This window comes from Streptomyces sp. CBMA156 (assembly GCF_014596515.1).
Lineage (GTDB): Bacteria > Actinomycetota > Actinomycetes > Streptomycetales > Streptomycetaceae > Kitasatospora.
The window spans coordinates 12,832-26,483 of sequence record NZ_MSJQ01000283.1 but is presented as its reverse complement, the minus strand read 5'-3'; the positions used below and the strand labels follow the sequence as shown (position 1 = coordinate 26,483).

At 73.6% G+C, this 13,652-nt stretch carries 7 protein-coding genes; 2 read left to right on the top strand and 5 right to left on the bottom strand.

The features are described 5' to 3' along the window. Positions 1-172: 172 nt before the first annotated feature. From BU198_RS24105 to BU198_RS24095, 3 genes are all read right to left on the bottom strand, one after another. Entirely contained in the window at positions 173-2,281 is a 2,109-nt protein-coding gene (locus tag BU198_RS24105; RefSeq protein ID WP_188298960.1) for a hypothetical protein, read from the bottom strand. 119 nt (positions 2,282-2,400) lie between these two features. Further along, positions 2,401-3,087, bottom strand: coding sequence for an ABC transporter ATP-binding protein (locus BU198_RS24100; RefSeq protein WP_317620296.1), 687 nt, complete (start codon positions 3,085-3,087; stop codon positions 2,401-2,403). Positions 3,088-3,243: 156 nt separating this feature from the next. After that, positions 3,244-3,606 carry a hypothetical protein gene (locus tag BU198_RS24095; protein ID WP_188298959.1) on the bottom strand — a complete coding sequence of 121 codons (363 nt, stop codon included), beginning with the start codon at positions 3,604-3,606 and terminating at the stop codon, positions 3,244-3,246. A gap of 378 nt (positions 3,607-3,984) precedes the next feature. Between BU198_RS24095 and BU198_RS24090 the strand changes: the two genes are divergently transcribed. Further along, entirely contained in the window at positions 3,985-7,716 is a 3,732-nt protein-coding gene (locus tag BU198_RS24090) for a helix-turn-helix domain-containing protein (RefSeq protein WP_188298958.1), read from the top strand. Between the two features lie 310 nt (positions 7,717-8,026). Then, positions 8,027-9,334 (top strand): M64 family metallopeptidase, encoded by a 1,308-nt coding sequence (locus tag BU198_RS24085; protein WP_188298957.1) that lies wholly within the window; start codon positions 8,027-8,029, stop codon positions 9,332-9,334. Positions 9,335-9,419: 85 nt separating this feature from the next. Here the strand turns inward: BU198_RS24085 and BU198_RS24080 are convergent, their stop codons facing one another. Then, a complete protein-coding gene (locus tag BU198_RS24080) occupies positions 9,420-9,845 on the bottom strand; it encodes a spore-associated protein (protein ID WP_188298956.1) in 426 nt (141 codons plus the stop codon). Positions 9,846-10,028: 183 nt separating this feature from the next. Then, a complete protein-coding gene (locus BU198_RS24075; RefSeq protein ID WP_188298955.1) occupies positions 10,029-13,556 on the bottom strand; it encodes an indolepyruvate ferredoxin oxidoreductase family protein in 3,528 nt (1,175 codons plus the stop codon). Positions 13,557-13,652 lie beyond the last annotated feature (96 nt).

The following is a 13,652-nucleotide window of genomic DNA, read 5'->3' as shown; positions in this document are numbered from 1 at the left end:
CCGCTTCTGCTCCCCGTGTCGGCGGGCCCGGGGGAGAGCCAAGTGCCGGACGCCACCCGCAGTCAACGGTGCGGGCGGAAACCGATCGAGAATACGCCGTCGGTCAGGGCCCACGGCCCGGGTCGTCAACTCCCGGCCCGCGCACGGCTCCTGGGCGACATCGATACGGGCGTCAGCGGGCACGCGGACGCCAGGTCCGACTGTGACGGGCGGCGGCGCGGGCGCCGGCCCAGGTGGCCAGGGCCGCGAGGGCCGCGCTGCCGGCCAGGGCCGCGAGGACCAGCGCGAAGGACACCCTGGCCCCGTGCTCGGCATCGACGACGGGCTGGGCGATGACGACGTACCCGGTGACGCCGACGACACCCGCGAGTGCCAGCGGCATGCCGAGCATCCAGGACGCGAGGTCACGGTAGATGCGGGTGTGACCGGTCAGCACGACGAGGGGCGCCAGAGCGGCGGCGAACTCGACGAACTCCGATGTCGCGACGAGCAGCATCGCGCCGAGCAGCACAAGTGCGCCGATGGCACCGAGGAACGGGGCCCAGCGGGCCCGGTAGCCGTTCTCGAAGGACGAACCGCCCGCTTCGGCCAGGGGCCGGACGTTGGCCTTGGTGCTCAGGTGGAGGTGGGCCGCACGCTTCACGGCGGCCAGGTCCAGCGGGTGGTCGGGGCTGTCGAAGACCGTCGTCCACAGGGTCCCGTCCGCCGCCAGTTTGGCCAGGGGCCCGGTCCGGACCAGAGTGGGGGTGGATCCGTCCGGGGAGAAGTTCAGGTGCCGGAAGCGGGTGTCCAGGTCACGGTGGGCGATCGTGACCGTCTGTCCCTCCGCCGGGCAGGGCAGGCCCAGCGCGGTGAGGTCGGGACAGGGCGCCTGGATGACACGCGCCCCGGGGCCGCCGCTCGCGGCATCGGGAAGCTCCCCCTGGGAGACCACATGGGCCCCCTCGGGCAGTGCCGCGACGAAGGCCCCGTCGAGCAGCGCCCGGGGGGACGCCTGGACCAGCGCCATGCTCCGTCCCTCGGCGGAGTGGAGCTGTGCCGCGGTGCCCGAGCGGCTGGACAGCATGCTGCCGATCAGCTGGCCCTGGCCGACCACCGCTATCGCGAACACCAGGGCCGCCGTCAGTCGCACGACGGCGCCGGGCCGCGCGGCAGCGGTGCGTGCGGCGATCAACTGTGACAGGTCTCCGCTGCGCCGGGCCGCGGCGGTGGCCCGGCGGCCGATGCGGCCGGTGAGCCACCCCGTGACGGCGGGCAGGGTCGTCCAGGCTCCGGCCGCGCAGGCGAGGTAGGCGACGGACGAGCTCTGAAAGCCGTCGAACAGGTGCCGGGAGGCGAAGGCGAGCAGGACGAACAGGGGGAAGGCGATCGCGGCGGCTGTGCGCAGCCGGACCACCGGGACCACCCGTCGTCGCGCGGAGGCGCGACGGTGTCCCACGGCCGGGTGCCGACCGCAGGCGAGGAGGAGCATCGCGGGCACCGTGGCGGCGATGGCGCCGAACAGCGCGGCGGCGTCGCGGCGCAGGTCCGCCGCCGCGAGGGTGTAGTCGATCCAGGGCAGACGGACATCGGTGGTCAGCGCGACCGCACTCAGCGCGGCGGCCAGGCCGGCCCCGGCGAGTACGGACGGGATGGCCTCCCCACGGTCCAGCCGCACCCTGGCCCGGAAACCGGCACCCAGCATGCGCAGCCGCGCGTCGCGCCGGTCCCGGCCGGCCGCGCCGACCCGGGCGGCGAGCACGGCGAAAGCCACGGCGGGGAAGAACAGCAGGGACGCCATCGCGGTGAGGATCATCCAGCGCGGTGCGACGTTCTTGGGATCGCCGAAGCCGGCGCCGGTCGACGATCCGAACCCGGTGATCGGTGTCAGGGAGGAAGTGGAGAGCATCTCCTGCGTGGGCCGGACGTAGGCGATCCGTTCGCCCGGCGAGGCGAGCCCGGCAGCTCCGATCAATCCTGCCACCGTGCCCCAGCGGCCACGGAAGTCCTCGGCCTCGGGGGCGTCGGCCAGGGCGGGTGAGAGCAGGACCTCGCCCGGGCGCGGCCAGGACCGGACCCCGGGCGGCAGCGGCGCGGACCCGGTCAGCGGTGCGATCACCACGACGCTGAACTGCCGGCCCCGGAAGCTGTCCCAGTACCGGGAGTGCAGGGCCAGGGGCTGTTCTCCGGAGGTCGCGAGGACGGGCCCCCGGGCATACCCGCGAGCCTGCCTGCCCTCGTAGGTCGCGTAGGCCGCCACGAAGGCGCCGGCCACCAGGCCCAGGACCGCGGTGGCACTCAACAGCGCCACGAACCGCGCCCAGCCGAAACCCGCCCGACCGGAACGCCCGGAGCCGGACCGGGCCGACCGCCCCGCGGCCCGGTCGATCCGCGGCAGCTGCCGGGGCAGCGGCCTGCCGCTCACCGCACGCCACCGTGCGCGAGTTCGACGAGGCGACCGCTGCGCAGTTCCACCACGCGGTCCGCCCGCACGGCTACCGATGGGTCGTGGGTGGCGACCACCATGGCGCACCCTCGCCGTGCCGAGGCGGCGAAGAGGAGGTCCGCCACCCGGTCGCGGGTGGCTCCGTCGAGGGCACCGGTGGGATCGTCGACCAGCAGCAGCACCGGTGATCCCGTCAACGCCCGGGCCACGGCGAGGCGTTGGCGCTCGCCGCAGGAGAGTTCCGAGGTGGGGGCGGCGTCCGGGTCGACCCAGAGCTCCTCCAGCAGGCTCGACGCCTCCCGGTAGGCGGCTGCCGGGGAGACTCCGGCGAGAAGCGCGGCGAGGGCCACGTTCTCGACGGGTGTCAGTTCGGGCAGGAGTTCCCCGGACTGGAAGACCATCCCGATCGCCTCACGGCGGACGGCCGCCAGTTCGCCGTCGCGCAGCCTGGCCAGATCCCGGCCCGCGAGCCGGATCTCACCGGACCGTGGGCGCAGCAGGCCGAGCAGCAGCGACAGCAACGTGCTCTTCCCCGAGCCCGAAGGGCCCATCACGGCCACCGCGCGGCCGGCCGCCACGATCAGGTCGACGCCTTTCAGCAGGTGCCGCTCCCCCGCCTCGTAGGTCAGACCGCTCACTTCCAGCACTGGCTGTCCCCGCACGTGTCCCTGTCCTTCCCGGTACGAGGGGCCGCACGGGCCCGGGCTCGTCGCCCGGCACGTGCGGCCCCCGCGCTTCACACCTGGTTCGTTCCTGACCTCAGACCTTCAGGCCCGTGCGGCCCGTGCGGCGCCGGGTCGTGCCCCGGGCCCCGCGTGTCACTGGTCGTCGGACCACCAGACACTGCAGTCGTCCGGGGCCGCCCAGATGGAGGTGCAGACGCGCAGGTCCCAGACGCGGCTGCCGACGCCGCTGTAGGTCGTGGTGCCGTTGCCGCTCTTGTTCCACAGGGTGTACAGCGACGTGCCGCCGGCATCGCGGTTGTACTCGGCCTTGACCGGGTTGTCGTCGGCCCTGGTGTCCTGCACGGCGACCTGGCTGTCCCCGTTGGTACGCCAGGCGTGGGCCCCAGAGGTGTAGCGGTCCATGTCCGCGAACGCCGTCGTGCCGCCCGCCGCGCCCGCCGCCAGACCGAGCCCGGCCATGACGGCCAGGATCCGTGCCGCGTTCTTCGCCTTCATCAACGAATACCTCCTGTGAGTGTGCCGCCCTCGGGGCGGCGCGATGGTGAGTACGCCAGACGGTCGGGAGCACCGGTACGAGGCCCCCAACCGCCGGAACGAGCGAGACCTGCGGCCGTCCGAACGGTCAGCCGCACGGCAGGCTCGCTACCACGTACGCCTCGGGTGCCGGCGCTCTGCGCTACGAGGCCGTCCGAGGCGCCCCCGTGCCAACAACCCTGTGGCGGCGGCGCATTGTCCGAAAGAGCACTCTGGGCAGGACATTCAAGTCGGACAATGATGTGGGCGGGGCGGGAGGGGCTCGCCGGGGGTGGTGACGTGGACGCGCGGCCGAACGGAACGAGGCGCAAGGCCCGGCTGGGCAGGCCGGAGCGGTTCGTGGATCCACAGGCCGGTCCGGTGGAGCGGCTCGCCTGGGAGCTGCGGCAGTTGCGGGACCGGGCGGGCGCCCCGAGCTATCGCGTGCTGGCGAAGGCCTCGCACTACTCAGCCAGCACGCTGGCGGAGGCCGCGAAGGGCGAACGCCTGCCGTCGCTGGCCGTGGTGCTCGCCTACGCGCGGGTGTGCGGCGGCGAGCCGGCGGAGTGGGAGGCCCGTTGGCTGGCGGCCTCCCGGGCGATCCAGGGCCCGTCCGCCGCGGCGGAGGCCGGCGGTGAGGAGCCCGTGGACGGAAGCACGCCCGTTCGCGCCCCGTACCTGGGGCTGGCCGCGTTCGGCACCGCGGACGCCGACCTGTTCTTCGGCCGGTCGGAGCTCGTGGGCGACCTGGTCCGGCTCGTGGACCGGCACCGGCTGACGGCGGTCGTCGGCGCCTCCGGCAGCGGCAAGTCCTCGCTGCTGCGGGCCGGGCTGCTCCCCCGGCTCGACGAGTCCTGGCACGCCGCTCTGCTGGCCCCCGGCGACCACCCGCTGCGGGCGCTGGCCTCGGCGGTCTGCGCCCTGACAGGTGGTGACGCCGAGGCGCTGTCCGGTGTCCTGACCGCCGAACCCGAGGCGCTGGGGATCGCGCTGGACACCTGGTTGGTCACGCAACCCGCCGACCGACGCGTCGTCCTCGTCGTCGACCGGTTCGAGGAACTCTTCACCACCTGCGCGGACGCCGGGGAACGGGATGCGCTCCTGGCCTGCCTAGCTCTGGCGTCCGACGACCGCACGGCCTGCGACCCCGTGGCCGACGACCGGGCCACCGCAGCCCGGGTGCGGTTCGTCATCAGCGTGCGCGCCGACTTCTACGACCGCTGCCTCGCCCACGCCGACCTGGCCGACGTCCTCCGCCGGGGCGCTCAGCTACCGGTCGGCACCCCCACCCGGGCCGAGTTGCGGGACATCGTCGCCGAACCCGCGGCCGCAGCGGGAGTCGCCGTGGAACCCGAGCTCCTTGAGGCCGTCCTCGCGGAGGCCGCCGGCCAGCCCGGCGCCCTGCCGCTGGTGGCCCACGCGATGCGCGAGGCGTGGACCAGGCACCAGGGGAACGTCCTGCGACTGGTCGACTACCAGGCCACCGGCGGCATGCGGGGAGCCATCACCCAGACCGCCGAGGCGGTGTACGCCGGCTTCCCCCCAGAACACCAGGAGGCCATGCGGATGCTGTTCCTGCGGCTCACCGCCCCGGGCGAGGGCACCGAGGACACCCGCCGCCGGCTGGCCCGCGGGGAACTCGACGGCCTCGCCGACGCCGGGACCATGGACGACCTCCTGCACCGGCTCGCCGCAGCCCGGCTGGTCGTGCTGTCCGACGGCACCGTCGACGTCGCCCACGAAGCGGTCATCCGCGCCTGGCCGCGGCTGCGCCACTGGCTCGACGTCGACCGCGAGGCCCTGCGCGCGCACCGTCGACTCACCCAGGCGGCCCTGACCTGGCACGAACTCCACCGCGACCCGGGCGCGTTGTACCGGGGCGTGCAACTCGCCGCCGCCCAGGGCCGCCCCCGTACCGGCGGTGCGACGCTCAACCGCCTGGAGTCCGCCTTCGTCGCGGCCAGTGTCGCGGCGGACGGCCGGCGTGGCCGCCGGAGGCGTTGGACGGTCATCACTCTGGCCGTGCTGACGGCACTCTCGCTGGTGCTGGCCGCGACCGCGTACGTCCAGAAGACGCAGTCCGACGCCCAGCGCCACATCGCGGTCTCCCGCGAACGGGCCGCCCAGTCCCGGCAGTTCCTGGAGAAGGACCCCGAAACCGCCGCGCTGGTCGCGCTGGAGGGCTACCGGGCGGCCCGCACCACCGAGGCGCGCGGCAGTCTGCTGAGTGCCTACAGCGCCTACTCGTCAAAGCAGTTCACCGGTCACACCGGTGCCGTGGTGACGGTGGCGTACGCACCGGACGGCCGTACCCTGGCCACCGGCAGCGCCGACCACACCGTGAAGCTGTGGGACACCGCCACCCACCGCATGCTCGCCACCCTGACCGGCCACGGCAGCAGCGTCATGACCGTCGCCTTCAGCCCGGACGGCCGCACTCTGGCCAGCGCCGGCGCCGACCGCACCGTCCGACTGTGGGACGTCGCCTCCGGCCGCACGACCGACGTCCTCGCCGGCCACACCGGCGCCGTCTGGTCGGCGGCGTTCTCACCCGACGGCCGGACCCTCGCCACCGGCAGCGCCGACCACACCGTCCGACTGTGGGACGTGAAGTCCGGACGCACCCTCAGCACGCTCGCCGGCCACACCGACACCGTCCGGTCGGTGGCGTACGCACCGGACGGCCTCACCCTGGTCACCGGCAGCGCCGACCACACAGTGCAGCTCTGGGACACCATCGGCCCCCAGGTGACGAGCACCTTCACCGGCCACACCGGGGCCGTCGGCACGGTCGCGGTCAGCCCCGACGGCCGGACCCTCGCCACCGGCAGCGCCGACCGCACCGTCCGACTGTGGAGTCTGACGTCGCACAAGGGGACGGCCGTCCTCAACGGGCATGCGCAGGAGGTGAGCCAGGTCGCATTCACCGCGGACGGCCGCACCCTCGCGACGATCAGCCAGGACAGCACCTTCGCCCTGTGGGACGTGGCCGAGCAACGGATGACCGACACGCTCCACGAGACCAACACGGCCGCTCCCGCGCTGGCCCTCTCCCCGGACGGCACCGAACTGGCCACCACCGCCGCCGACAACATCGTCCACGCGTGGAACGTCAGGGACCGCCGGGCCACCGCCACCATCGGCACGACGAACGACATCCCCACCGCCGCCGCCTACGCTCCCGACGGCCGGACGCTCGCCGTCGGCCACGCCGACGGCTCCGTCACCTCCTGGGCCACCGACCCGCCGCACCCCCTCGCGACCTTCACGGCGCACAACCAGGACATCATGCACCTGGCGTTCTCCCCGGACGGACGGCTGCTGGCCACCGCGAGTTCCGGGAACACGGTGCGGCTGTGGGACGCCGCGTCCGGCCGCCCGGTCGCCCCGCTCGAAGGCCACACCAGTAACGTGTCGAGCGTCGCCTTTGCCCCCGACGGCCGCACCCTGGCCACCAGCAGCTACGACCGGACCGTCCGCCTGTGGGACGTGGCCACCCACCGGTCGACGGCCGTTCTCCAGGGGCACACCAATCTGGTCGCCAAGGTCGTCTTCGCCCCCGACGGCCGCACCCTGGCCAGCGCCGGATACGACCGGACGGTGCGCCTGTGGGACCTGGCCTCGCACCGTGAGCTCGCCGCGCTGCCCGAGGACACCGCCGCCGTCGTCGCCCTGGCATATTCCCCCGACGGCCGTACCCTCGCCACCGGCGGGGGCGACGCGACCGTACGGCTGTGGGACGTGGCGCAACGCCGGACGATCGTTACCCTCACCGGCCACATGAACACCGTCTTCTCCGCCGCCTTCAGCGCCGACGGCCGCACGCTGGCCACCACGGACGCCGGCGGCGCGGTGTGCCTGTGGGACGTGGCCGCACATCGGCTCGCCGCACGGCTGGTCGGCCACACCAGAGGCGTGCACGCGGCCGCCTTCAGCCCGGACCGGAGCGCGCTCCTCACCGCCGGCTCGGACGGCATCCGACTGTGGGCCACGGACGTGGACCGGATCGCCGACCGCGTCTGCGAGCTGAGCCGGACCAACCGGTGGCTCGGGCTCTTCCCCGAAGCGACCACGGGCGACGCCTGCCGCTGAACGGAGTGGACGGCCCCGGCTGTGTCCCGCTGCCGGCGCACCCGGCGGCGGCAGGCGCCCGGTCAGGCGACCAGGCGCGGCCGGGCCGACGCGAGTACGGCGTGGAACATGCCGGCATCAAGGCGGGCGCGGGGCCCGTCGGGTGCGGGGCGGTCGGGCCCGATCCGGCCGAACCGGTAGGCCACCCCGTCGACTCGGGCGTCGACACTGACGCCCCACCACTCGACCGGCGAGCCGGGCTGCCACTAGATTGTCAGGTTCCCGACATCGTGTCGGGGCAGGTCGCAGACCGCTTTCCGGGAGGACGCCCGTGCACCGCACCGCCGCCAGAACCACCACCGCCCTGCTCGCCGCCGTACTGGCCGGGACGGCCCTCGGGGCCGCGCCCGCCTGGAGCCGTCCGGCCGAAGGCCCCCGGGCGGTACACCAGGTGGAGGTGTTCGCCGAGGACGGCGGCATCTCCCGCGCCCAGGCCCCGGCCGGCTCCCCCTACCTCGCCGACCGCCCCCAGGGCCTGGCGCCGGTGCGGGGCGACGGCGAGGTGACGGCGCTGGTGCACAACGGCGAGCCGGCCGCCAAGCTGGACGTGGTGGTGATCGGCGACGGCTACACCGCGCAGGAGCAGGAGAAGTTCCGCGCCGACGCGACCGCGAAGTGGCGCGAGCTGACCGCCGTCGAGCCGTACGCCGCCTACCGCGGGCTGTTCAACGTCTGGGCGGTGTCGGCCGTTTCACCCGAGTCGGGGGTGACCGGCGATCCGGACCAGGCAACGGTGCGGCACACCGCGCTGGGCTCGTACTTCTGGTGCGACGGCGTGGAACGACTGCTCTGCGTGGACGAGAAGGCGGTCGAGTCGTACGCCGCGAAGGCCCCGCAGGCGGATCTGGTGCTCGTGGTGGCCAACACCACGAAGTACGGCGGCGCCGGCTACAACGACGTCAAGTCCCCGCTCGGTTACGAGGGGATCGCCACCGTGGCGGGCGGCAACGCCAAGTCCGGGCAGATCGCGGTGCACGAGATCGGGCACTCGCTGGGCAAGCTGGCCGACGAGTACGCGTACGACGACCAGGGGACGTACCAGGGCGACGAGCCCGCCGAGGCCAACATCAGCACGCTGACCGCCGACCGGATGCGGCAACAGGGCACCAAGTGGTCGCGCTGGCTGGGCCAGACCTCGCCGGACGGCGGCACGGTCGGCACCTACGAGGGCGGCGGCTACTACCCCGCCGGACTGTACCGGCCCACCGAGAACTCGATCATGCGCTCGCTCGGACGGGAGTTCAACCTGCCCGGACGCGAGGCGATGATCGCGGGCTTCTACCGCCACGCCACCCCGCTCACCAGCCCCACCCCCGCCGGCAGCCGGCTCACCGCGGCGGACCGCCTCAGCGTCGGGCTCCCGGTGTCCGGCACCCGGCTGCGCTGGTACCTGGACGGACGGGAGCTGCCCCGGCTGGGCGGCCGCACCGCGCTGGACCTGGCCGAGCTCAAGCTGACCGGTCCCCGCTCCCGGCCGCACCTGCTCACCGCCGTCGCCACCGACCCGACCCCGGCCGTCGCCGACCCGGCGCTGCGCGCGAGGCTGACGGCGAGCCTGTCCTGGACGGTGACGCGATAGCCGGTCCTCCGGCCGGGAAGCCTTGCCCCCGTGCCCGTCGGCCCATCCCACGATGGGCCGACGGGCGCGGGGTGCCGCCGTCCGGTCAGCTGCACCAGCCCGGGCCGGTCCCCCACCAGTCGCCGGAGTTGTAGTCCCGGCCGCCGAAGTAGATGCACTGTCCGGGTGCGTACAGGTAGGCCGTGGCGTAGTAGCTGAAGTTCGCCAGTTCCTCCTGCCTCCCGCTGCCGTCGCCGAAGGTCAGGTAGGCGCCGGTCAGCGTCGGGGTTCCGATCCTGGTGTTCTTGATGGTGGCGACGCAGTTCTTGCCGGTCGACCTGCTGTAGGTCAGGTAGACCGTCGAGGTACCGCCCGGCAGGTCGAAGGAATGGACCGTGGCGTAGCTGGACCCGCAGGCCGTCTGCGGGGTGTAGCCGGTGGTGGTCGCGCCGGCGGCCGCGGGCACCGCCAGCAGCATCGAGCCGGTCGTCACGGCGAGGGCCACGGCACGAGCGGATTTCCTGCGGAACATCCTGCCTCCTTCGTACGACTCGCGTTCCTGGGAGTTGACGTGCCGGATCAGGACAGCAGGAACGCCCGGCGGTGACCGGTCGAGATCCGCGCGATTGTCCGGATCGGCGCCAGGACGGGCCGGTTCCGCGCAGGCTTCCCACGTGACGGCCTCGTCCGGCACCGGTCCGCGGGAGGGCGGCACTCAGCCCTGAACCCGGCTCAGCGTGCGCAGACGGTCGACCAGTTCGGCAGAACGAGCCCGGTAGCGCGCGACCGAGGCCAGCTTGATCTCCTCGTAGCCGCGCACGGTGTCGGGCAGTGCGGCGATCTCGACGGCCAGGCCGTGAACATCCTCGCCGAGGAGCCGGCAGACCTCGGCCACGGTGGTCTCGTACTCGGCCACCAGGGCCCGTTCGGTGCGTCGCACCCGCGCCGCCCCGAACGGGTCGAGGCGGGTGCCGCGCAGGCCGCGCATGGCCGCGAGGGTGCGGAAGGCGGGCTTGAACCAGGGCCCGAGTTCGACCTTGCGCTTCATCCCCAGGGCCCGCAGCACGGGCGGGTGGAGCCGGTAGGACATCCGCGCGCCGTCCCCGAAGCGGGCCCTCACCTCGCGCTCCACCTCGGGGTCGAGGGAGAGCCTGGCCACCTCGTACTCGTCCTTGTACGCCATCAGCTTGTACAGGTACGCGGCCACGGCCTCGGTGAGAGCGGTCGAGCCGGGCACGCGTTCCTCCTCGACCCGCCGCACCTGTTCGACGAAGCGCAGGTACCGCGTCGCGTAGGCGACGTTCTGGTACGCGATGAGCTCCGGGACACGGATGTCCAGGAGCCGGGCGAGCTCCGACCCCGGGGCGGCTCCGGCCGGCGCGAGGACGCGGCGGGCCGCGGGGGTGAGGCGGCGCCCGGGCCTCGCCGGAGCGTCCCGTCCGTCCAGGAGGGCGGCGAAGCCCTCGGGGTCGGCGACGGTCTGGCGGCCGAGGCGGAACGCCTTGAGGTTGGCCTCGACCTTGACGCCGTTGAGGCTGATCGCCTCCTCGATGGCGTGCGCCGGGATCGGCAGCCCGCCGCTCTGGTAGGCCGCGCCCGTCAGCAGGAGGTTGGCGAACTGGTCCTCGCCCAGCAGGTCGGCGGCGAGCCGCCGCGCGTCCAGGAAGACGGTCTCCCTGGCCCCTGCCCGGATCCGCTCCCTGAGCGGTTCGGCGGGCGGGAACGACACGTCCGGGTCGATCACCATCCGGCCGGTCGGGACCTCCGCCGTGGAGACGACCGCCACCGTTCGCGCCGGGGCGGTCGCCGACAGGTTGCCGGGGTCCGCGGCCACCAGCAGGTCACAGCCGAGGTACAGGTCGCACTCCTCCAGGGCCGCCTTGCCCGCCTGGTCCTTCGGCTCCGCGGTGATCTTGATGTCGGAGACCACCGCGCCGCCCTTCTGGGCCAGGCCGGTCTGGTCGAGAGTCCGGACGTGCAGGCCCACCAGGGAGGCCGCAGTGCTCAGGATCTGCGCGAGGGTGACCACACCGGAGCCGCCGATGCCGGTGATCCGGGTGGTGTGGGACGTCAACGGGGCTGGTTCCGGATCGGGCAGGGCGGCGCTGTCCGGCATCGGTACGGCGGTGAAGGCGCGCTGCCCGCCGGCGGGGACGACCGTGAGGAAGGAGGGGCAGTCCCCCGCCAGGCAGGCGTAGTCCTTGTTGCAGGAGGACTGGTCGATCCGGGTCTTGCGGCCGAACTCGGTGTCGACGGGCTGCACGGAGAGGCAGTTGGACTGCTGCCCGCAGTCGCCGCAGCCCTCGCACACCCGCTCGTTGATCACCACCCGCTCGATGGGCTCGGGTACGAGGCCGCGCTTGCGCTTGCGCCTCAGTTCCGTCGCGCACTCCTGATCGTGGACGAGCACGGTGACGCCGGGGGTCCGGGCGAGCACGTCCTGGGCCTCGGGCAGCCGGTCGCGGTGCCAGACGACGACGCCCTTCGGAAGCGCGACCCTCCGGTAGCGCTTGACGTCCTCGGTCGTGACGATGACGCGCCTGACGCCCTCCGCCAGCAGCTCCTGGGCGATCGCGGGCACGGGCATGACGCCGGCCGGCTGCTGACCGCCGGTCATCGCCACCGCCGAGTTGTGGAGCAGCTTGTAGGTGACGTTCACCCCCGCCGCGACCGCCGCCCTGATGGCGAGGCTGCCGGAGTGGTGGAAGGTGCCGTCCCCGAGGTTCTGGATCAGGTGGTCGCGGGCGAGGAACGGTTGCATCCCGATCCACTGGGCGCCCTCACCGCCCATCTGCGTCATGCCGATGACGTCCCCGGCCTGCGCCGGATCCATGAGCGTGACCATGGCGTGGCAGCCGATCCCGGCTCCGACGGCGGCGCCCTCGGGCGCCTTGGTCGAGAGGTTGTGCGGGCAGCCGGAACAGAAGTAGGGGGTCCGGGTCGCCACCGGCAGGAGTGGCAGCGACCCGCGCCGGACCGCCGGCGGCTTCTTGGCATCCAACCAGCCTCGTACGGTGGGGAATTCGGCCAGTTCGACCAGCCGGGGGGCGAGCCGGGCGGCAACGGTGTCGGGGTCGAGTTCCCCGTCGAGGGGGAACAGGGCCGATCCGCCGGGTGCGCGCTTGCCGGAGACGGACGGCCGGTCGCCGCAACCGTAGAGCTGCTCCTTGAGGGCGGTCTCGATCAGCGGCCGCTTCTCCTCGACGACCACGACGTGCCGCAGTCCCCTCGCGAACCGCTCGACGACCGTGGGTTCCAGCGGGTGGATCATGCCGAGGTGGAGCAGGCGCACCCCCCGCCGCCCCAGTTCGGCGTCGTCGAGCCCGAGGATGCGCAGGGCCTGGCGGACGTCGAGGAAGGTCTTGCCCGCCGCGACGATGCCGATGCGGTCGTCGGGCCCCGACACGGTGATCCGGTTGAGGTCGTTGGCGACGGCGTAGCGGCGGGCGATCTCCAGTCGGGCGCCGTCCCTGGTCCGTTCCAGGTCGCCGAGGGCCGGCTGCACCATCCGGCTGCCGACGGTGTGACGGTACGGCACTCCGTCGACGACGAGGTCCGGTTCGACCGGTGAGACCCGGCCCGCACTCACGTCGACGGTGCCGGAGCCGTCGGCGACCGCCGTGACGATCTTCAGCGCCACCCAGAGGCCGGACGCCCGGGACATCGCCACCCCGTGCAGGCCGAAGTCGAGCGCCTCCTGCGGGTCGGACGGGTAGAGCGTGGGCAGCCCGAGGTCGGCGAGGAGCAGTTCGGAGGCGCCGGGAACGGTGGACGACTTGGCGGCGGGGTCGTCGCCGACCAGGGCGAGCGCGCCCCCGGCCGGGTGGGTGCCCATCAGGTTGTTGTGCCGGATGGCGTCCGAGGCGCGGTCCAGCCCCGGCGACTTGCCGTACCAGACGGCCGTGATGCCGTCGACCCGCTTGTCCGGCTGCGCCGCCGCGAGCTGGGTGCCCTGGACGGCCGTCGCCGCCAGTTCCTCGTTGACGCCGGGGCGGAAGACGATGTCGTACTCGTCGAGGAGGGGCCGGCAGCGCGCGAGCTCCATGTCGTAGCCGGCGAGCGGCGAACCCTCGTACCCGGAGACGAATCCCGCGGTGCTGCGGCCGGCCCGGCGGTCGGCGCGGCGGATGTCGAGCGGCAGGCGGGCGAGGGCCTGGATGCCGGTGAGATGGACGGTGCCTTCTTCGCGGACGTGTCGGTCCTGGAGCGAGGGCCGGGGCCCGGTCGTGTTCTGAGGGGTCACCACTGTGTTCCTCCGGGTGGGGCATCGGTGGCCGGCGGGGGCGGGCGCGGGCCCGTCAAGCCACTGGGGGCGGGGAGCCGGGGCGATGGACGGGGA